16 protein-coding genes are annotated in these 21,188 nt (G+C 53.4%); 5 read left to right on the forward strand and 11 right to left on the reverse strand.

The features are described 5' to 3' along the window. Positions 1-53: 53 nt before the first annotated feature. Both F454_RS0102380 and F454_RS0102385 read right to left on the reverse strand, forming a co-directional pair. Complete coding sequence (locus F454_RS0102380) at positions 54-1,559, reverse strand: prenyltransferase/squalene oxidase repeat-containing protein (protein ID WP_156817096.1); 1,506 nt, start codon at positions 1,557-1,559, stop codon at positions 54-56. A gap of 79 nt (positions 1,560-1,638) precedes the next feature. Continuing rightward, a complete protein-coding gene (locus F454_RS0102385) occupies positions 1,639-2,613 on the reverse strand; it encodes a hypothetical protein (RefSeq protein WP_018969019.1) in 975 nt (324 codons plus the stop codon). A 218-nt stretch (positions 2,614-2,831) separates the two neighbouring features. On the opposite strand from F454_RS0102385, the gene F454_RS0102390 reads away from it, so the two are divergent. The 4 genes from F454_RS0102390 (at position 2,832) to F454_RS0102405 (ending at position 8,167) form a co-directional block, all read left to right on the forward strand. Further along, positions 2,832-4,019 (forward strand): 3-dehydroquinate synthase, encoded by a 1,188-nt coding sequence (locus tag F454_RS0102390; RefSeq protein ID WP_018969020.1) that lies wholly within the window; start codon positions 2,832-2,834, stop codon positions 4,017-4,019. 18 nt (positions 4,020-4,037) lie between these two features. Beyond that, positions 4,038-5,420 carry an alkaline phosphatase family protein gene (locus F454_RS13880; RefSeq protein WP_018969021.1) on the forward strand — a complete coding sequence of 461 codons (1,383 nt, stop codon included), beginning with the start codon at positions 4,038-4,040 and terminating at the stop codon, positions 5,418-5,420. Positions 5,421-5,667: 247 nt separating this feature from the next. Then, complete coding sequence (locus tag F454_RS0102400) at positions 5,668-6,780, forward strand: hypothetical protein (RefSeq protein ID WP_156817097.1); 1,113 nt, start codon at positions 5,668-5,670, stop codon at positions 6,778-6,780. A 94-nt stretch (positions 6,781-6,874) separates the two neighbouring features. Then, entirely contained in the window at positions 6,875-8,167 is a 1,293-nt protein-coding gene (locus tag F454_RS0102405; RefSeq protein ID WP_018969023.1) for a hypothetical protein, read from the forward strand. A 22-nt stretch (positions 8,168-8,189) separates the two neighbouring features. On the opposite strand, the gene F454_RS13885 is transcribed toward F454_RS0102405, so the two are convergent. The 7 genes from F454_RS13885 to F454_RS0102440 all read right to left on the reverse strand — a co-directional run bounded on the left by F454_RS13885 (position 8,190) and on the right by F454_RS0102440 (position 16,385). Next, complete coding sequence (locus F454_RS13885; RefSeq protein ID WP_169334298.1) at positions 8,190-8,756, reverse strand: DUF4234 domain-containing protein; 567 nt, start codon at positions 8,754-8,756, stop codon at positions 8,190-8,192. Positions 8,757-8,778: 22 nt separating this feature from the next. Beyond that, a complete protein-coding gene (locus F454_RS13890) occupies positions 8,779-9,312 on the reverse strand; it encodes a hypothetical protein (protein WP_156817098.1) in 534 nt (177 codons plus the stop codon). Between the two features lie 227 nt (positions 9,313-9,539). Then, the gene (locus tag F454_RS0102420) at positions 9,540-9,911 is read right to left on the reverse strand and encodes a hypothetical protein (protein WP_018969026.1); all 372 of its coding nucleotides are present in this window, start codon (positions 9,909-9,911) and stop codon (positions 9,540-9,542) included. Between the two features lie 104 nt (positions 9,912-10,015). Continuing rightward, positions 10,016-11,977 (reverse strand): response regulator, encoded by a 1,962-nt coding sequence (locus F454_RS0102425; protein ID WP_018969027.1) that lies wholly within the window; start codon positions 11,975-11,977, stop codon positions 10,016-10,018. A gap of 22 nt (positions 11,978-11,999) precedes the next feature. Further along, positions 12,000-13,139 carry an FIST signal transduction protein gene (locus F454_RS0102430; protein ID WP_018969028.1) on the reverse strand — a complete coding sequence of 380 codons (1,140 nt, stop codon included), beginning with the start codon at positions 13,137-13,139 and terminating at the stop codon, positions 12,000-12,002. Positions 13,140-13,322: 183 nt separating this feature from the next. Further along, the gene (locus F454_RS0102435; protein WP_018969029.1) at positions 13,323-13,754 is read right to left on the reverse strand and encodes a septal ring lytic transglycosylase RlpA family protein; all 432 of its coding nucleotides are present in this window, start codon (positions 13,752-13,754) and stop codon (positions 13,323-13,325) included. Positions 13,755-13,793: 39 nt separating this feature from the next. Then, positions 13,794-16,385 (reverse strand): DNA topoisomerase III, encoded by a 2,592-nt coding sequence (locus F454_RS0102440; RefSeq protein ID WP_018969030.1) that lies wholly within the window; start codon positions 16,383-16,385, stop codon positions 13,794-13,796. Positions 16,386-16,564: 179 nt separating this feature from the next. On the opposite strand from F454_RS0102440, the gene F454_RS0102445 reads away from it, so the two are divergent. Next, the gene (locus F454_RS0102445; protein ID WP_018969031.1) at positions 16,565-18,265 is read left to right on the forward strand and encodes a 4-alpha-glucanotransferase; all 1,701 of its coding nucleotides are present in this window, start codon (positions 16,565-16,567) and stop codon (positions 18,263-18,265) included. Here the strand turns inward: F454_RS0102445 and ligA are convergent. Both ligA and F454_RS0102455 read right to left on the reverse strand, forming a co-directional pair. Further along, the gene (gene ligA, locus F454_RS0102450; RefSeq protein WP_018969032.1) at positions 18,262-20,478 is read right to left on the reverse strand and encodes an NAD-dependent DNA ligase LigA; all 2,217 of its coding nucleotides are present in this window, start codon (positions 20,476-20,478) and stop codon (positions 18,262-18,264) included. The genes F454_RS0102445 and ligA overlap by 4 nt on opposite strands. 171 nt (positions 20,479-20,649) lie before the next feature. Then, on the reverse strand, positions 20,650-21,180 hold the full coding sequence (locus F454_RS0102455) for a DnaJ domain-containing protein (RefSeq protein ID WP_018969033.1): 531 nt from the start codon (positions 21,178-21,180) through the stop codon (positions 20,650-20,652). Positions 21,181-21,188 lie beyond the last annotated feature (8 nt).

Genomic DNA, 21,188 nt, shown 5'->3' on the forward strand with positions numbered 1-21,188 from the left:
AAAAGCGCACCTGTTAGGATGCGCTGGGTGAATTCCTTAATAAAATGAAAGGATTATTGTGAGAAGGAAGTGGGGAGAAAGCGGTAATAGACTTCGAGCATGAGGGTGGCGAGAGCCGTTCTGTAGTGGATTGCGGCTGGTGATTGGGCGCTGTATGATTCTGTTGCTACGCCATTGATTGGGCCGCCATCACCTGGTTGTTGGTAGGTGCCATCGGCGAGCTGTGCACCGAGCAAGCTATCGCGAAATAGCGCATTGTACTTGGTCCAGTAGGAACCGCCTACGTTCATGAGGGCCTGGCCGTAGTAGTAGTGGGCGTAGAGGTCAGATTCGGTGCCATGGAAGTCGAAGCCAATGCTTTGATCGATGTAAGCGATGCCTTTTTTGGCTTGGCTGCGGCTGCCTTTGCCCCATTGCTGGAAACAGAGAACAGCACCACCGGTCATGGTGGGGCTGCCGCCATGCGACGTGTATTGGAAGGCGCCATTTCGGAGTTGGGCGCTGGCAAGGTATTCGAGTCCTTTCATGGCAGCGGTATCTGGGCGTTTGATTCCCTCGATGTTGGTGAATGCAGCGGCTTTGATCGCTTGTAGTTGCCAACAGGATACCGAGGTGTCGACGTGGGCGCCGGCTTTCCCCGTTTGGGTGTATCCGTAGCCCCAGCCACCTAGTTGTTTGTCTTGGTTTTGAATGATAAAGTTGGCGCTGCGTCGCACGGCTTCCTCTAGGTTTTGGCTGAGGTTGACTCCGTCGTTTTTGCAGAGGGTGTAGGCTTCAGCGAGTGCGTAGGTGCAGATGGCATGTTCGTAGGGCCAATGATTGTTGTTGAAGTCTGAGCCCAGTCGTCCTTCATTTTTCATGGAGACATTGACGAGGAAGGCGATGGCTTTTTCCACTTCATGACCAAAGTTTGGTGAGGTGGTGGTTTCACAATGGCCGAGAAAGCTGAGGAGTGCGAGTCCGGTGTAGCCCACGGGATAATTGCTCTCGTTGTGCCAGGCGCCATTCTCTGCTTGGGTGCGGGCAAAGTGCTGGAGTGAGCGAACGACTGCGTCTTCACACGCTTCATTGCCACCACTTTCATTGAGTCTTGCAAGGCGCTCTTCCTTGGAGCAGCGCTTCTTCATGCTGGTGGGCAGGTTTTGGTACGGCTCGAGTGTGTCCTCGAGGATGTCTTGGAATTCTGATTCGGGCTCGTCGAATTCGATGAAGGTGACGAGTGGTGCATCTGCTGGGGGAGTCGGCACGACCATGTCAGGCGTGCTGAGTTCCGGAGTGAAGTCGGGTGTGAGCGCCGGCGTGGGCAGGCTTGGGCGCTTGGGGACTTGGTTGGCAATCTTTGGCTTTGATGGTTTGTCCGGTTCTTGGACGGCTTGAGGAAGGGAGGTGAGGAATGTTGGTTCCTTTTTTACCGTGACTACGAGGTTCACCAGATAAAGCAACAATCCCAGCAACAAGGTGGCTAGGATTGAGATCGTGATTGAGGAAATGGTGCTGATGCGCTGCTGTGCGGCCAAGGCTGCTTTGGCTTCATTGCTTGGTGGGGTGTGTAAACTCATAGATTGGGGTGTTTTGTTTCCTTGATCCATCAGGGGATGAGACAAGATCGAACACCTTACCAATCAATTGCTTACGTAATCAAGAACCAAAGTGGTTCTGTGATTTGGATTCGAGGATCGACTGGATGTCTTGGAACAAGGTGTCGATCTCTGGGGAGTCGCTGCGAATGGATTCGAGCGCACTCCAATCAATGTGCGGGCTGAGCTTGGGGGCTGCGATGCGCTGGACGTCGAGTCGCTCCATCAGCGCTTCTGTCTCGCGTGGATGAGCGTTGAGAATGTGTTCAGCGCGGGGTAGGTCATCGAGTTGTTCTTGGCCTAATCCAAAGCAAGTGATGCCGATCCCAAAGTGGGCACTGAGTTTGCGCAGAGCGTCGCTGAGTGCTTCGTCATCGATCGCGCAGGCGTAGAAGAGCTCGCCACCATTGGCCCATGCCGAAGCACTGAGTGCCTGGAAAAAGTCTTCGCGGATGCTGTCCACTTGCGCCTGAATCCGTAGGCGGGATGCGGTCAAGATGAAGGGGGGGAGTTGCAGGTGTTGTTTGATCTTGAGGATTGGGTCGAGCTGGCCATCGAGGCCGAGGCCTTGCCAATCGATCATCACCATTTCAGGAAATTTCCAAAGGTTCCCCATCGGTGAGTTCGCCTGAAATGGTTCGCTGAACAAGAAGGTGTCGCGGCCATTATTTTCGCTCCAGCGCTGGACGATCGCGCGGAACTTTAGCATGCGTAGGAGGGCGAGGTCGGCTTGGCTTTGATTGCCAGAAATATCCTCGAGGCGGCCTTGAGTCATCGAGAGTAGCTCTTGTGCTCCAGCCAGCGCGGGGAGCCCAGCGCTGCGGCGGTAGTAGCCTTGTCCGTGCTCTACCTTAGCAATGGTAGAGCTTGGATCACAGGACATGATCGAAAAATGGTAGCGCAGTGAGGCGTCGGAGTAGTTCCCATCAATGCGCAAGCGGATTAAACGGATCAGCTCGGTGCCTTTCATTGCGTCTTTCGGGGACGCTGGTAGGATTTCAGGTAGGATGGTGTTGAGTTGATCGCGCAGGCTCATATGCTTGCTAGTTATAAGTGCTTGAATGATTCAGCCTTTCAAGCACAGAGTGTGGGAATCACGGAGAAATCGAACAAGCTCGTCAATCTGCCTGAGTCGCTCAATCATCGGGTGTCTAGATTTGGCAAATTTCGGCGTCCTTCAAATTGATTTCGAATTTGTTGAAGGAAACACTAGCTGGTTTGCGTTATTTGTAATAGCGAACTATATTCACACCCATGGAAGAGCGTAACTTTAAGATCACCCTCGAGTACGAGCACCGCATTCGATTCACCCGCGACGTTTTTGCGGAAGGCAACCGTATGCTGGCGCGTCTACTTCAGACCAATGGACATGCCAAGGTCTTGGTGTTCTTGGAGCAAGCAGTAGCGGCTGAATTTCCTCAACTGGAATCTCAAATCCATGAATACTTTGAGAGCACGCCTGGGCTGCAGCTAAAGCGAGTAGTGGTCGCTCCTGGAGCTGAGGAGTGCAAGCGTGATGAAGCAGTGCTGCACAGCGTTTGGGATGCGGTGAATGAAGAAAAAATCGACCGCCATTCTTACGTGTTCGCGATTGGCGGCGGGGCCTTCCTCGATGTGATTGGCTTTGGTGCGGCGACCGCACACCGCGGGATTCGCCTGGTGCGCTTCCCGACCACCACACTCTCTCAAGACGACTCGGGCGTGGGCGTGAAGAATGGAATCAATGCCTTTGGTAAAAAGAACTGGCTGGGTTCCTTCACGGTGCCCTACGCCGTGGTCAACGACTTTGCCTTCTTGCATTCCCAGCCAGCAGGAATCCGCCGCGACGGACTGGTGGAGGCTGTGAAAGTTGCCCTAGTACGTGATGGAGCATTCTTTGAGTGGCTCGAGGACAATGCGGGGCTCTTGAAGAAGCTCAAACCACACGCCCTCGAAGAGGCTGTGGAACGCTCTGCAATCCTGCACGCCGAGCATATTGCCTTCGGCGGTGATCCCTATGAACTTGGATCGAGTCGCCCGCTTGACTTTGGCCATTGGGCTGCCCACAAGCTGGAGCAATTGACTGGTTTCGCGCTTTCCCACGCACAAGCGGTGAGCGTCGGGATTGCTCTAGATTCTATTTATTCATGGAAGACTGGGCGTCTGCAGCGCGAAGATGCTCAGCGGATTCTCAAAATCTTATCTGAGCTCGATTTGCCCTTGTACCACGAGGGACTGGAGATCGAGAAAGAGGATGGCAATCTTGCGGTTTTTGATGGGCTGGAAGAATTCCGTGAGCATCTTGGTGGCGAACTCACGGTGCTCTTACTCAAGGGTGTTGGCGAGGGGGAGGATGTGCACTTCATGGATACTTGTCTGCTCAAGCATTGCATTGGGCTGATGAAGGCTTATGCAAATGAGAAGAGTGAAAGCTTGCGTGCCCAGCTCTTTCTTACAGACTAATAGCATAACAACACTATCATGAAGCGTACGATTGTCCTCAATGTGGTGGGGCTCACTCGCTCTGTCATCGGTGAACACACTCCGAAGATCCAGGCGTTCTTGGAATCTGGGTCTTGCTCGCAATTCCAGCCAGCCTTTCCGGCACTCACATGTACTGCGCAGTCGAGCTACGTCACGGGGCGTCCGGCAGCGGAACACGGGATTGTAGCCAATGGGTGGTATGACCGAGAGGGGGCAGAAGTGAAGTTCTGGAAACAGAGCAACAAGGTTGTCCGCGGTGAAAAAATCTGGGATCAGCTTCGCCGCGAGAATCCTGACTTTACCTGCGCTAAATTGTTTTGGTGGTACAACATGTATGCTGATGTCGATTGGTCAATCACTCCGCGACCGATGTATCCGGCAGATGGTCGTAAGGTTTTCGATGTGTACACCCAGCCGATGGAAATGCGTGAGCAGATCAAGGCTGATCTAGGTGAGTTTCCATTCCCAACGTTCTGGGGTCCTAACGCGAGCATTCCATGCTCGGAGTGGATCGCAGAGTCCGCCAAGTGGGTGGAGCAGCGTGAGCAACCAACGCTCAGCCTCGTCTACCTTCCGCACCTCGATTATGGGCTTCAAAAGTATGGGCCTGGCGCGCCAGAGATGGTGGCCGAGCTGCAGCATATCGATCGTGTGGTTGGGGATTTGATTGCATTTTTTGAGGAGCGAGACGTGGCGGTTGTGTTGCTCTCTGAGTACGGTATCAGCAAGGTCGATCAACCGGTGCACCTCAACCGCGAATTCCGCAAGCGAGGCTGGATCACCCTCAAGGACGAGCTTGGTAAAGAAATGATCGACTGCGGGGCCTCCAAGGTATTCGCTGTGGCAGATCACCAAGTGGCGCATGTCTACGTCAATGATCCAAGCTTGCACGCCGAGGTGCGAGCATTGCTTGAGCAGGTCGACGGAGTCGAAGAGGTGCGCAGTCCAGACACCTTTGGAGCGAACACATCTCGACCTGGGCTCAATGCTGCAGAAGAACGTGCGGGTGATTTCATCGCGGTGAGTGCCGAGAATGCTTGGTTCACGTATTACTATTGGGAGGACGATGCTCTTGCTCCAGACTTTGCACGCTGTGTCGATATTCATCGCAAGATTGGTTACGACCCGGTTGAGCTGTATTTTGATCCAGAGATCAAATTCCCAATGCTCAAGGTGCTGAGTTTTCTGGCGAAGAAGAAGTTGGGCTTCCGCGCTCTGATGGAGGTGATTCCGCTGGACGCTTCGCTGGTCAAGGGCTCTCATGGCCGAGACTCCGTTTGCCCTGAAGAACAACCGATTTTTGTGACTCGCGGAGAGCATCTACCAGTGCGCAGAGCCGAAGATGTCTATCAGAGGCTGCTGGAGATTGTGCGTGCTTGATCATTGAAAACCGCGGCGCTCGAGTGGACTTTCTACCATTGACCCCAGACGACGATTTTGTTGTTAGTGTTACATGCTAGATAAGCTCAAAAGGTTTGGGTACGAACGAGCCTACGATATTCTCAAGACTAAGGGGGCGGACTGCCCCCAATGTCACGTTCCTCTAAATTTACCGCCCAGGCTCCCTGAGGGTGCAGGTATTCTGTCTTGCGAGCCATGTGGATGGCGAGGTGAATTGATGAGTTTGATGAACGTGTTAGGATCTGAGCCTGAAGTGCATGTGCAGCCTTCGAGTTCTAAGATTGTGCGCAAGGAGGAGCAGGATGGATCCGTGGTTTGGCTGATGCCTGCGAAGAAGATGCCGAATGCCTTGCTGCTGTTTGGTCTGGTGTGGTCGGGGTTTGTTGGGTTTATGCTGCTGATGATGCTGGGTGGTGAGAGTGTGGCGATACCGATGTTGTTGTTCATGATTCCATTTGTGGCAGTGGGGGTGGGGATGCTGTATTTCGGTATTCGCAAGATGCTGATGGAGTCGCTTTTGGTGGTTCATGCGAGCGAGGTCTGCCTGATTCAGAAAGTGTTTGGAAAGGTTAAGCAAAAGACCTTGAAACGAGGTAGCAAGATCTACGTAGAGCGCTATGTAGCCTACAGTCAGAATGAGCAACCTGTCTACGGACTGCACCTGCATACGCCGAATGGTGAGGAACTGAAGTTTGGTAGTCGCCTGAGCCGAGATGAGGTGGGCTGGATGCTGACTCAGCTGAGAGAGGAGCTAAGTGAGCCAGTGGATGCTCAGGCTCCTCAGGCCTCAGCTCCTGGGTACGCAGGGGCTGCGTTGCTGGAGGATCAAGCCCCCTTGGAGGAGATCGAGCACAAGGCACTCACCTTGAAAGCGCTGCCTAGCGGTGGCTTTCAACTGATGGTGAAGAACAAGCTCGGGCTGATGTTTTTACTCATTGGATTAACTTTCACTATGATCATGAGCTTGTTTGTGTTCGCCGACTCGCTGGGTATTGAGAATGCAGACCCGGTACCTGCGTTTCTGGCGGTCATTTTCTATATGGTGGGCATTGGCTTGATGATCGTGGGCTGGGGGAGGCTTGGCCGAATCAAGTATGTCGAATTTACAGATTACGCCGTCAAAATCCACCATACCAAGTTTGGCAACGCGCGAGGCTATCAGGAATATTCAAAGTCAGATTTTGATCAATGCCAGATGAGCCACAGCGGGAGTGTCAACAACCAGCCAAGATATCAAGTGTCCCTTTTGGGGGAGCACCACAAAGTTAAGTTGTTGCATTTTGAAACGATTCAACATGCTAGCCAAGTCGAGGCATGGGTGCAGCAATGGTTAGGCTGATGTTGAGGAGTTTAGAAAAATCTCAATCTTACCATTATAATTCATGTGCTGTTCTACCATTGACCCTTCGCAAGTCTTTTGTTGTTAGTGTTACATGCTAGATAGTCTCCAACAATTTGGTTATGATAGAGCATATGAATTGCTCAGAGCGAAGAGGGCGTATTGCCCTGAGTGCGGGGTGCTTTTGAACCTGCCTACGAAATTTCCTGGTGAAGCTGAGATGATTGTCTGTCACCACTGTAGCTGGCGTGGTGAGGCCTTGAGCTTGCTGGATTTTTTGGGTAATGAGAAAGAGCTCCGTGATCAGCCTGAGGGGTCGAAAATTCAGCGTAGAGATGAGGCAGACGGTTCCGTAGCTTGGTTGATGCCTGCGAGTAATCGAGCCAATGCCTTGTTGGTATTGGGCATCGGGTGGAGTAGCTTTGTAGGCTATTTGGTTTATGCCATGCACCACACGGGTGAACTACCAGACTCCGCATTGCCGTTTGCCATTCCGATTGCTGGGATTGGTCTGGTATTGGCATGTTTCGGCGTGCGCAAGATGTTGATGGAGTCGCTGATTGTGCTCAGCAATCAAGAGATTTGCTTGATTCAGCGGGTTTTTGGGAGAGTCAAACGCAAGCAGCTAGATCGTGAGGCTGAGTTGAAGGTTGAGCGTTATCTTGCCTATGCCTCGAATAATCGGCCGGTTTTCGGGGTCAGAGTGTATGATTCCAATGGCAGTGATTTAAAGTTCGGGGTGCGCTTGAGGAAGGATGAAGTGAGCTGGATGGTCTCGCAGCTCAAGAGTGCGCTGGCGCGGCAAAGCACGCAGGTGGCATCAAAGAAGCCCGTAGTAGACAAGCGCAGTACGACAGTACCTCAGGAGAAGCTGTCATTCCCTAAGGGGATTGACACGCGTGATCTCACGCTTCGAAACCTAGGAGATGGAGGCTTTAGTATTAGCTCCAAAGAAAAGCTCGCTGGGATGTTCCTCTGGGTGGCGCTGATCCTGGCGGTGATGGTGAGCCTTGTGTACTTTGCGAGTGACTTAGGTATGGAGGACGCGGATTCCATGTCGCCCATTGTCGCCTCGATTTTTTATTCCGCGTCATTCCTGTGCTTGATCGTTGGATTCATTCGGCTAGGGCGAAGGTATTATTTTGAGTTTTCCGGTGCTACGGTAAAGTCTAGCAGAAGCAAATTTGGCCGCAGCTATGGCGTCAGAGAATTTAGTAAATCTGATTTCCACAATTGCAGCATCACGCATTGCGGCCGGGTGAACAAAGAATCGCGCTACAGAGTGATGCTCGAGGGTGCAAACAGATCACTCATGCTGGCGCACTTTGAAACCTTCGAGCACGCCACAGAAATTGAGAGTCGCGTGCTCGAGTGGATGACGCGATGAGGCTGTGAAGATTCAGCTAGGATTAGGCCAAGGGAGGTGACGTGGTGGGTTCCGTGTCGAGGGGGGGCTGGGCAGGCTCAGCGGCATTGCGAGCAGCGAGCTGGTTCACCTTGTAGTTGAAATAGAAATACTGGAACAAGAAGGTCCAAAAACCATGAAACCACCGAGTGTTACCTTTAAACTTATGTGCTCCTATCAATTTGTTCATTCTATTTCGTGCTTTGAATGCCCAAATGACGAATAAAAGACTAAAGAGATTATTTAAAGTATTATACAATTGATCGATTTCAGAACTAACATCCATCAGTGAGTAGGGGATAAGAGCTACTGTTGATAGATAAGAGAAGGCGAGTATCGTCTTTGTGAATGTTTCAGAGAGGCGCTCTTGAGCCTCCAGGTGCGTGTTCAGAACCTCTGTTTGTTTGACCATGTAATGGGCTCCATAGATACCAAGGGTGATGGTGCTAAGAAATAAGAGTCTCCATGTACTTTGGCTCTTTAAGTCGGTGATTACATCATGAGATTCTGAGACTTCACTTGCTAGAGTCACGTCGGTCATTGGAGCTGCATAGAGGTCGTTGTCGTGCATATCATTTAGTTGATTGGTATTATTAGGTGATGGCATAGCATATGGCCGCAATCAGGCTGAGTAGAACGACAATGAGGACTACCCGGGTGAGCTTTGAGGTTTTGTACTTTACCTGAGGTGTGGTCTCAATGACTTCAGCATATTCAGGAGAAAAGACCATGGAACCCTTTTTTCCGCAGATCAGATACAGGATGTAGCCGTTGATTAATGTGCCAATGGGGAACCACAATAAGCCTAATCCAGCAACAATTGCAGCTGGAATTCTAACCCAGCGCTTCAACTTTCTGAGATTGATACCGATGAAACATTGCACAGTGGCGATCACAAAACAAATAAGCCCATAGATCAGCATTCCAGGCCTTAAATCATAGTCGATGCTTACAAGTTGTCCAATGGCGGTCATGCCCATGACACATGCTCCTAAAAGGTAAAGTAAACCCACTGACTTTATCGATGCTTCGTGCTTGATGTGTTCCTGACGAATGACTTCGTGAGTTTCCTGTTGCGTCGCACTGCTAAGGGCAGCTTCCGGCGTTTGATAGGGGTTTTTTGTCATCAATGAAACAGAGGAGTAAAGGTGAATAGGTATTAGTAATCCCATGGAAAGGTATCACAATGGGTGTGCTAACAGGATTTCAATTAGTTATCATTTAGTTATTTTTATGGATAGTATAAAAAATGATTCTTTTTTAGGTGACTGGGTATGGGGATTGATTGAGCCAGTCTTGTGGAAACGAAACGGCAGTGCCTCAGCGGCGGGGAGCTTGCTCGAAGTTTTCTCTGTTAGAGTGGAGCTGAGCATATTGCCCATCCCAGTGTGAGCGTGAGGATGAGGGAGAGAGACAGGCCGGAATAGAGGAGTGCTTTCCAAGCTTTTGCTTGGGTCTGAAACATGACGACTGAGTAGACGTTTAAGTAGGCTCCCAGTGTGTACATCATGTTCGCACCCAGACCGTAGATGATGCACGCGATGAAGAGCGGCAAGAACGGGGCTGAACTTAGGACCAAATAAAGAAAAAAACCACCACCAACGAGCCCCAGTAAGGTATTGTAGAGCATGCGCTTGCGTTCCCAGAATCGAATGATCTCCATTAGCTCATCTTTGATCTCGATGGGGGCACCCATTGCTTCGGGCGCTTTGTAGATATTTTCCATTAAGAAGATAGTATAACAAAGAACGGGGCGGTCATATGACATCATTCAAAATAATGATGGTCCACACGCGTTCTGATCTGCTGCAGATGGGCTCTTCCTTGTGTTTATTGTTCGTCCAAGATGCCTTTCGCTCGCTCTAATGCCTTGAAGAGTACTTCGGTGACGATGGGCTTGGTGAGGTAGTCGTCCATCCCGATCCTGTAGGCGCGCGCGCGCTCATCAGTGAGGGCGTTGGCGGTGAGGCCCATGATGAGTGGTTGTTTCGGGAGCTTGGCTTTACGAATGGCTTCAGTGGCTTGGTAGCCGTCCATGTGTGGCATTTGAATATCCATCAGGATCACATCGGGGTGGTGCTCTTGGACGTACTCGAAGGCGAGGGCTCCGTCCTCACAGAATTCGGCCTCGATCCCCATTCTTTTGAGCATCAATTGGACTAACCTTTGGTTGATTGGGTTGTCCTCAGCCACGAGGACGCTGTAGGGGTAGGAATCGAAGATGAGCTTCTGCTCGGGCGCTACTTTAGCTGGCTTCCCCTCGAATCCGAGATTGCTTAAGTGGGAGATCAGGTCGCTGTAGCGCAGTGGCTTCACGGTGCAAATGGTGCGTGGCAGGTTGATATTGTTGACCGGAACCGAGGAAATGAGAAGGGCCTTCATCTTTTGGTTGTGCTGCTCTGATTGGGTCATGAGCTTGTCGATCAATTCTTCACCGTGGATACCTGGCATTTCTTGGTCACTGATGAGAAGGTCGGGGAGACCGTCTTGCTCCACGCGGTCGATGAGATCTTGGAATTCTAGGAAGGTTTCAGGATGAGCATGCAATTGGTTGACGTAGCGTTTGAGAATTTTGAGGTTGGTTTCGTTGTCATCAATGATGAAGACCTTCTTGCCCTCGATCCACTCGAGCTTTTCGTTTGTTTTCTTGATCACATGCTCTGGCTCTACGGGCGGCAGGCTAAAGGTGAAACTAAACACCGACCCGACCCCTTGAGTGCTCTCAGCCCAGATCTCACCACCAAATTCTTCGACGATCCGTCGTGAGATCGCTAAGCCCAAGCCTGTACCCCCTTGGGTCCTTAGCTCAGCGGCTTTTGCCTGATAAAAGACCTGAAACAAGCTACCTAGCTCTGACTCGGGGATACCTGGGCCGGTGTCTCGGACGCGCACTAGCCACTCGCCTTTACGCTCGGCGAGCTTGTTACGACTTACTTCGACCACGATTTCACCAGTTTCGGTGAACTTCGAGGCATTTCCTAGCAAGTTGGTGATGACTTGGCGGAATCGAGTTTCATCTCCGAGGAAGTAATGATCACCCGGTTCCTGGAGATCGAAGAGCAGATTCACTTTCTTTTGTGAGACGATGTAGCGCAGCACATCGATGCAATCCTCGACGGCCTTGTTGATCGAAAAGGGTTGCTGTTCAAACACCATCTCACCAGCCTCGATCTTGCTATAGTCTAGAATACCATCAATGAGAGACAGGAGAGTCTCACCGCAGGTTTGGATGGTCTCCACGTACTCGCGTTGATCGTGGGTGAGCTTGGTGCCTTGCATCAGCTCAGCCATGCCGATCACGCCATTGAGTGGGGTGCGAATCTCGTGACTCATGGCGGCTAAAAAGCTAGATTTGGCAGCACTTGCAGCGTCTGCTTGGATTCTGAGCTCATCGGCAAGGGCGCGGCCTTCTTCGGTCTCATTGACCAGTGCCTGCCACGTTTCAGCGAGGTCTTCGAACTGGCCTATCAGGCCTGTGACTCCTCCGCCTGCAGATTCTCTACAGACGATTTTATCTGGGTAGGCGGCTACCAATTTGTCCATTTGCTCGCGCATCAATACGAGAGCCTTTTGCATGTCGCGGTTGACTAATTTGATCTGAGCGAGTGCTTCGTTGGCTTCTTCGGTGCTCTGGAAGAGTGCGCGATTGAGGCGTTCGTGCTGCAGCTCAAACTCGTCATAGCTACTGCTGACTTCTTTGATGAATTGTTCCCATTCGTCTTCGTTAGGCAGCTTTTTTGCCAAGCCCATGCGCTTGAGCTGCAGTCGAAGTAGGGGGTTAGGGCGATCCATGGACATCGGGCCGAGCGTTATGTTAGGATTCTTTGAAGAACACCACAGTCATGGTTTGGTTGTGTAGGTCATAGCCGACACCATTGCCGCTGGGGCCAATTTCCCCGTAGGAGTGGAAGCCACATAGAAATGCGTCTTCTGGCAGCACCTCACGCACGGCCTCGACTTCGAGGTCGGTGTAGCCACCCATGGCTAATTTACGGCCCACGCAGCTCACACAGAGTGCCGCTTGGGCCTGCCCCACGCCCTTGGCTGCCTTGGTGGCTGCTTCGCGTGCGCCATCTACCAGATAGTTATAGCTGGCATTCATGAGGCGCACGCTGCTGCCTTCGAGGATGTCGCCGGCAAAAGTGAGAGTGCCCTTGTCTTCATCCACCGCGAGTAGGGTGCGGATCACCGAGTCTTCCACGGCATCGTGGTGGACTTCTAACGGGTAGAGTAGTCCGGAGAATGGGAGGTTTTCTGCCTCCTCACCGAGGTAGGAAGAGTAGATTTTAAGCGCAGATTCTCCATCGAGCTCTTCGACCACATTGTGCTGAGACTTGGTGACTTTTCTGAAGGGACCGAATGGTTTCCAGCCAGAAACTGAAGCTGAGCTGGAATGGAACTGGCTGCCGTAAAAGCCGACCGCGACAATCGCATTGCTCATTGCCTTGCCCTCTGCAACGACCACGGTTTTGTTGAAGTCTGCGCCGTCGCCAGCCAGACCACCGGAGAAGTCGCACACGTCCTGGAGCGGCACGGCGAGGCCATCGACGAGCATGCTGCCGTTCACTGCCAGACCATCTGAGAAAATCATGACATAGCTGAGGTCCTCACCTTGAGCGTTCATTTGCTCGCCTATCTTTTGTCCACAGTCATGGGAGTTCTCGCTATCATCAACATTGAAGACATTGATCTGTACCTGAGTCTTATCCAAAGCAAGGTGGGTGAGCACGGCACAATCACCGAGCGCTTGATCGTCCGCCATCTCTCCGGCACTCGAGCAGCCAACGATGGAAGTGCCGCTCGGGTAGGCAGCGGAAACTCGCTGCATGAAGTCTTCATCTTCAATCCATTCACGTGGAGCAAAGAGGAGTAGAAGGTTGGCACTCTCTCCCATAGTGACAGTGGGAGCTATCGGTTCATGCTGTCCTGTGACAACAAGTTGATGGATGTTCATTGTTTCAGAAATACCAGAGCATTCTGTTAGCGTCTACAAGTATTTCATTGAACAGCAACACTTTGAGCTCTCGGCTAGGTGCCAGCAGGCAAGGGAGTCGCAGTGGCGCCTCCTTCTAGAAAGCCAGACTATTTAGTTTCCTAGACATTTTTGTAGGAAGGGCCATCGAGTTGGCTGGCGTGGCTACTTGACCGGAAGTGGCTGTAGCACCTCGACCTTGCAGGGGACAACACCGTCCACATGGAAGTCGAGGTCTTTGTTGTGTGAGACACCGACGGCCACATCGATGATGCGGCCTTTTTTGAAGGGGCCACGGTCGTTGATGCGGAGGATTTTAGACGTGTTGTTCTTGAGGTTGGTGACGCGCACCATGGTGCCCATGGGCAGTGTTTTATGGGCGGCGGTGTGTCCGTGATTGGTGAATGTTTCGCCACTGGCGGTGGCGGTGCCGCGGTTGGTCTTCACCGAGTACCACGACATCTTCCCATGTTCAGTGGAAGCGACGGTATAGACTTGTCCCTTGTATTCGACGCGCTCTTGCTTGTTGGTGAGTGCGCAGGAGCTAAGGTTCAGAGCAAGGGTGCATAGCCCAGCGGCCAACCAGATGGATTTCATGCGGCAATATACAATGGCATTGCTCTGGCGCAAGGGCGCTTATTCAGCCTTCTTGGGAGCTTTTTTTGCTGCTTTCTTAGCTGCCTTTTTTGCGGTTTTCTTGGCCGCCTTTTTGGCAGTCTTCTTCTTCGCTTCACGCGGTGGGAACTCGAAGGTCGGGCGCGCGTTGGCGAAGTCGTAGATCAGGAAGGCCTTGAACTTGCGTTTGGTGCGGTTGGAGACAAAGTCTTCCATCAGGGAGGACTTTTCGCCCTGGAACACCTTGAGGGCATCTTCACGTGAAATCTCTTGCTGAAGCAGCATTTTGGAGAGCTTCATACCGTTGGGAGCCTTCTTGTTTTTTGCTTCCGGCACGAAGTAGGATTTCTCTGTTTCGTAGACTTTGAGCGTCTTCTCATCGAATTCCATGTCACCGATGATCATGTCGTCGGTGAGGTCCTCCATATCCTCTTCATCGCGGTCGAAGACGAAGGCTACCTTGAACTTCTTGTCGATTTCGAGGCCTGCATCGAATGGGCGGTTGAAGCGTGACTTGAATCCGCTGAGTGGTCCGACGAATTTCTTGGTGAAGAGCTCGCGTGCTTCCTCTTCGCTGAGGAGGCGATTGGCAATGTATTTGGTGATTTTGAAGCCACAGTCTGGCTCGGTGCACTCGTAGGTTGCGTCTGTTTGCTTGAGGGTGGGCGCACCGCACTTTGGACAGGGTGCTTTGATTTCTGGGAAGACCTTGCTCTTGAGTTCGTTGGCGTAGCCTTTGGCTCGTTCCACGATGTCTTCGGTGTAGGAAATGATTTCCTTCATGAAGGTCGGACGATCGAGATTGCCTTGCTCCATCTGGCGCAGTTTGGATTCCCAATCTCCAGTCATTTCGGGTGAGGTGAGCCCATCCACTCCGATTTCGTGGAGTGTTTCGATAAGCTTGAGTCCGCTGGCACTGACGTGGATTTCTCGGCCGTCGCGTGCGATGTATTTTTGGCGGATGAGCGCTTCGATGGTGGCGGCGCGTGTGGCTGGTGTGCCGAGGCCGCGGTCGGCCATTGCTTCGCGCAGTTCTTCATCGTCGATGAGCTTGCCTGCACCTTCCATGGCGGAAAGCAAGGTTGCTTCGTTGTAGCGCGCTGGTGGCTTGGTTTCGTCCTGCTTCACCTCGATGTGTTCGAGCATCGCAGACTCACCTTCATCTACTGGGCAGAGCTCATCTTTACCTGCTGCGACTCCCACCTGGCGGCCGTAGACGGCAAGCCAGCCTGGCTCGACCAATACCTTGCCGGTGGTGAGGAAGGTGTCGCTGACTCCGTCGCTGTGGTTGATGGTGGTTTCGCGGCGTGTGTTCTCGAAAATAGCGTGCGGGAAAAACACCGCAAGAAAGCGCTTGGTGACGAGGTCAAAGATCTTTTGCTCCGGCTCGGATAGCTTGACGAAGCGACCGGTCGGGATGATCGCAAAGTGGTCTGAAATTTTGCTGTTATTGAAGACGCGCTTGGTGGGGATCAGGCGATTGTTCTTCTGAATGTCTTTGGCGTAGGGGGAGAGTGGGCTGTAGTCCTTGCCGATGGCATCCACGGTGTTGCTGACAGTGGCGACGTAGTCTTCGGGAAGGTAGCGCGAGTCAGTACGTGGGTAGGTGAGCATCTTGTGGCGCTCGTAGAGTGCTTGGGCAATCTTGAGTGTGTTGCCGGCAGAGAAGCCGAAGCGCGAGGATGCTTCACGCTGGAGGGTGGTGAGATCGTAGAGTTGTGGCGAGGCTTGTTTGGTTGGCTTCTTGGTCTCGGTGACGACGCCAGATTTGCCTTCACAGCGTGCCTGAATCGCTTCTGCATCAGCCAGTTCCCAGATGCGCTCCGCACGTGAGTGGGTATTCTTGGGGTCCTTCTTCCATTCGGTGTCGATCCAACGACCGGCATATTCGCCAGCAGAGACAGAAAAGTCTGCGTGGACTTCAGCGTAGGGTGTCGGTTCGAAGGCGCGGATTTCGAGTTCGCGCTTGGCTAGAATGGCCAAAGTCGGGGTCTGCACGCGTCCGGCAGAGGTGATGTTGAATCCACCGTGGCGCGAACGAAAGCAGGTGAGGGCACGCGTTGAGTTGAGTCCCACGAGCCAGTCCGACTCCGAGCGGCATTTTGCGGCTGCGGTGAGGTTTTGCATTTCCTCGTCTTCGCGCAGGCTATCCCAGGCATCGAGGATGGCTTGATTGGTCATGGAACGCATCCAGAGGCGCTTCACGGGCTTATCGATTTTGCCAAGTTCTAGAATGTATTTGAAGATGAGCTCACCCTCACGGCCGGCATCGCAGGCATTGACGACGGTGTCGATGTCCTTGCGGCGGGCGAGGCGCAGCACTTGCTTGAGGCGCGCTTCGTTGCTTTCGATGGGCTCCAGCGCGAAGGTCTTGGGGACAGCTGGGAGGACATCAAACTTCCATGGTAGGTTCTTGCCATTCGGGCCGGTAGGCATCTTGAGCTGCACCAAGTGACCCACTGCAGAGGTGATGACATGGGTGTCATTTTCAAAGTAATAGTCGCGACCTTTTCCTTTCTTATCAAATTTTTCCATGCCGGGTGCTTTGGCAAGAGAACGGGATAGGTCGGTTGCAACTGAGGGTTTCTCTGCAATGATTAGTGTCTTTGACATCTTAGTTCTGGAATTACGGCGCATTGGGCACTTTGGAAAGGCAAATTTTCACAATTGCATATAATATGCCAATTGCAGAACATTCTTACTCGGGTTCAATTCCATTTTGATCCACGATCGATTCTCGGCTGATTTGATCTTGCTTGAGACGCTAAAGTCGGCTTACTTGTTAGTTCTCAATGACTGATTCCTTGCACCCCGATCCACGTTCAGCGGGCATTTTATTTCCGGTATTCTCGATGCGCCGCAGTGGCGATCTTGGGATTGGGGACACGCGCTCGGTGAAACAATGCATCGATTGGTTTGCAGAGCACCAGGTTGGCTTTCTCCAGCTATTGCCGATCAATGCCACTGGTGGCGATCGCAGCCCGTACTCTGCGATTAGTTCGGTGGCGCTTGAGCCGATTTATCTGGATCTTGAACAGATCCCGGGGATCGGGCCAAAGACGATTTTGAAGGCGCGGGAGGCCTGCGGCGTGAGTGTCACATCGGCGTCGGTGAACTACAAGCGCGTGTGGGCGGTGAAGTCAAGCATGCTGCGCAGCGGCTTCGCTAGCTTCCAGAAGTCTCAGAAGGGTGCAAATCATTTTGCATCGTTTAAGCAATGTCACCAAGCTTGGCTTGAGGATTATTGCCTTTTTCGTTGGTTGATGGATGAGGCCGGTGGCTCCGAAGACTGGACCAGCTGGCCCAAGAGCTTCAATGCTCCAACCAAGGCCAGGCGCTACGTCAAGCGCTGCAGCGCGAAGCTGGACGGCGGAGTCGAGCAGGCTTTGGATTACTATGCCTGGGAGCAATGGCATTGCTTCCAACAATGGGAAGAGGTGCGCCAGCATGCCGATCGCAAGAATGTCAAACTCATGGGGGATGTGCCGATCGGAGTGAGTTACTCGAGCGCCGATGTCTTTTTTGAGCCGCAATGGTTCGACCTCGATTGGTGCGGTGGTGCTCCGCCAGAAACAAATTTCAAAGCTGATCCATTCACTGAGAAGTGGGGGCAGAACTGGGGGGTGCCAGTCTATCGCTGGGACGCGATCGAGAAGAGTGACTACCAATGGTGGCGCCAGAGGATTGGTGCCCTGACCAGCATTTTTCACCAATTTAGGATCGATCACATTCTCGGGTTTTATCGCATTTATGGATTCCCGTGGCACCCGAGCCGCAATCCCGAATTCCTGCCGATGTCACGTGCTCAAGCGGCAAAGGTCACCGGCGGTCCACTGCCTGGCTTTGTCCCGCGCGATGACGAATCGATCATCGATCGGGCAAAGAACCTCCTCGATGGCGATCGCTACATTCGGGCGGTGATGGAAGCCGCTGGCGACGGGGAAGTGATTGGTGAGGATCTGGGGATTGTACCAGAGTACGTGCGCCCCCATTTGCTAGAGCTGGGTGTGCCGGGCTTCAAGGTGGTGCACTGGGAGCTGCAGGGGAATGGCAAGGTGACCCCAGCAGACCAGCATCCCGAGTGTTCTTTTGCCTGTTACACCACCCATGACATGCCGCCATTGAAGACCCTCTGGGAGAGCAATCGCCACGAGGCCGAGGATGGCCCAGACAAGCGCAAGGCCACGGCCACCATGCGCGCCCTCACCGAATTCGCTGGCTTACCCAAGGTGCGCAAAGGCAAAGCGTATCCGATCTTTAGCAAAAAAGTGAAACGCGCGCTTGTGGATGCCTTGCTCAGCACGACTTGTCGCTACGCCTGCATCCAGATTGGCGAGCTTGTGGATAGTTGTGTGCAGGTGAATTTCCCCGGCACCGTGGGTGACCAAAATTGGACCTATCGCACCTACTGGAACTTGGATGATCGTTGTCGTGCCACTGAGGGGGCGATGGAGGAATTCGCAGCGCTTGTGGAGAAGCACGGCAGGGCCTAGGTCGGGTTTGCCTCTTTGAGCATGGCATTGAATGCTTCTTCGTCTAGGATCTTCACGCCGAGCTTTTCAGCTTTATCGGCCTTTGATCCAGCCTTGTCACCAGCGAGCAGGTAGTCAGTCTTCGCCGAGACGGAACCCACGACTTTCCCACCCTGAGCTTCGATGGTTTTTTTGAAGGTGGGGCGCGGCTGGCTGAGGGTGCCGGTGATGACAAAGCTGAGCCCGGTGAAGAGCTTGTCTTCGTCTCCCTCGTTCGGGACTGGGGCAAAGTTGTCTGCGACTGGCGCGATGCCCATTGCCTCGAGTTGGGCGATGGTGGCTTGGCCTTCGTTGCTTTGAAAGAAGCTCAGGATGCTAGCGGCAGCTACTGGCCCTAGGTTATCGTCGATCTGGTACTGCGCGAGCAGCGGGTGGTGTTCTTTCTTGCGTTTCGAGACTGAGAGCTCTGCAAAGTTTGGCAGATCAGCCAATGCCTGCATGATCGGGCTATCAGCAATGGCTTGGAGGCTTTGGTGGAGGCGCGCTATTTCAGTGGCTGCGGACTCGCCGATGTTGCGGATGCCGAGCGCGTAGAGCCACTTCGAGAGGGGCATGCGCTTTGCATTTTCGAGTCCATCGAGCAACTTGGAGGCGCGCTTGTCGCCTAGCAGGCGTGGCTCAAATGGGGTGCCTAGGTTGAGCGTGGAGAGTTGGTTCATGTCGAGCTTGAATAAGCCTAGCGGGCTATCGACAAACTTGCCATTCACCAGAGCCTCGGCCACCGAGCTGCCGAGCCCATCGATGTCTAGTGCCTTGCGCGATGCAAACTGGGAGAGGCGGGTCACCAATTGCGCGGGGCAGCTGATGTTGGTGCAGCGCCAGGCCACCATGCCTTCTTCTTGGCTCACTGGGCTGTCGCATGAGGGGCACTTGCCTGCGATCGCGTCGAACAAGGAATAGGCTGCCGAGTCGGCGGGGCGCTTTTCCGTGATGACTTTGACAATGGCTGGAATGATTTCGCCAGCTTTCTCGACGATCACAGTGTCGCCGATCCGCACGTCTTTGCGTTCGATTTCCTCTTGGTTGTGCAGTGTCGCGCGCGACACGGTGGTGCCAGAGACGTGCACTGGTTCAAGCTCGGCCACCGGGGTGAGCACGCCGGTGCGGCCAACTTGGATGGTGATGGATTTGAGAATGGTTTCCGCTTGTTCGGGGAGGAATTTGTAGGCGGCTGCCCAGCGCGGTGCGCGCGAGGTGTGGCCGAGTTGCTCTCGATCTGCGTAGTTGATCACCTTCACCACCGCGCCATCGGTGGCGTAGTCGAAGCCATGTCGCTCGGTGTTGAGCGTGGTCACGGCGTCGATCAAGCCTTCGAGGCTGTCGGTGAACTGAACCGGCTGGTTGCGTGGGATATTCAGAGTTTCGAGCAATTGGTGGAATGCTGTCTCAGCCTCTAGAGCGGGGCCTTCGTAAGCGCCAATGCCATGGGCGAGGAAGGCGAGTGGGCGCTTTGCCACTTCTTTGGAATCCAGTGATTTGAGTGAACCCGCCGTGGCATTGCGAGGGTTGGCAAAGACGGCCAAGCCCTTGGCATCGCGCTCGCGGTTCATCGCATCAAAGCCACTGATGGGCATGAAGATCTCGCCGCGTACCTCGAGTAAGGCGGGGGCGTCTCCCGGCAAAGTGAGTGGCACCGAGTGGATCGTGCGCACGTTTTGGGTGATGTCGTCGCCGCGCTTGCCATCGCCGCGGGTGGCCGCGTAATCGAGGGCGCCTTGGCGGTAAATCAATGTCACGGCCACGCCGTCGAGCTTTGGCTCCACCGTCACGGGAACCGCCTCGGTGCCGAGCAACTTTTGCAGGCGTTGGTAGAATGTGATGAGCTCGGCCTCGCGCGCCTCGCCGCCATCCATCTGATCGTCTGAGAGCTCAAAGACATCGTCGATCGAGAGCATCGGGACAAGGTGTTCTACTTGCTCAAAGGCATCGAGTGGCGGGGCGCCCACGCGTTGGGTTGGCGAATTCTTGTCAGCCCACTCGGGGTGTTGCTTTTCGAGGTCTTCGAGCTCGCGGAAGAACGAGTCGTACTCGCTGTCGGCGATTTCTGGTTTGGCCTCGTTGTAGTAGAGCTGGTTGTGGTAATCGAGTGTCTTCGCGAGTTCGAGCATGCGTGCCTGCGTGTCTTGCGGCTGCTTCTTTGGCTGGGAATCGGCGAAGTCAAAAAGATCATCCATGCCCCATGTTGTGACCCGATCCCGCTGCTTTGACAACTCGGAAGCAATCGAAAAATCAACTCAGCCCTGCACGATGCTGGGTGGGGCTTTCTTGCTGGCCGTTCGGATACGGTGGTGCGGCGCTTATTTGCAGTCGCAGTTGCTCGCATCGCTAGCCCATACCATCTGCTCTTAAAAGAGCGAACCGTAGAGCTGTTGCAGCTGTGCTCGCCACTTTTCCAGGAAGGCGAGGTTGCGCGCGATCTGCGATAGTTGTGCATCCTGGGTGGCCGAGCTCAGTTGCTCGAGTTGGGTCGACTCAGCGGATTCGATCGACTGGATCAAGCTGCTGATCTTGGTTTGCGTGGCCATCGACTCCGGCTCTAGCAGGGCCTTGGCTAGGGCGCTTTGCGCAGCATGTTTTTTGCGGATGAAGGCTTCGCTGCTCTGCACTAGGCTAGCGACTTCCATGAAGAGATCCATCAGTTCATTGCCTACGGTGCCGCGTGGGTCGTGTGGGATGCCGGCCACCGCTAGGTAGGCTTTGAGGCATTTTGCTGGTGATGATAGAATCTGATAGGCTTGGTTGAGTTCCTCGAAGTCGGCTTTGTTGCCCCCTTGGTCGGGGTGGTGCTTGGCAGCCAGCTCGTTGAAGCGCGCTTCGACTGTGGCGAGATCTGGGCTGGCGCTTGCGGGGATGTCGAAGGTGAGGAATGGATTCATGGGCTATT

The sequence above is a fragment of the Rubritalea marina DSM 17716 genome (genome assembly GCF_000378105.1).
Classification (GTDB): Bacteria; Verrucomicrobiota; Verrucomicrobiia; order Verrucomicrobiales; family Akkermansiaceae; genus Rubritalea; species Rubritalea marina.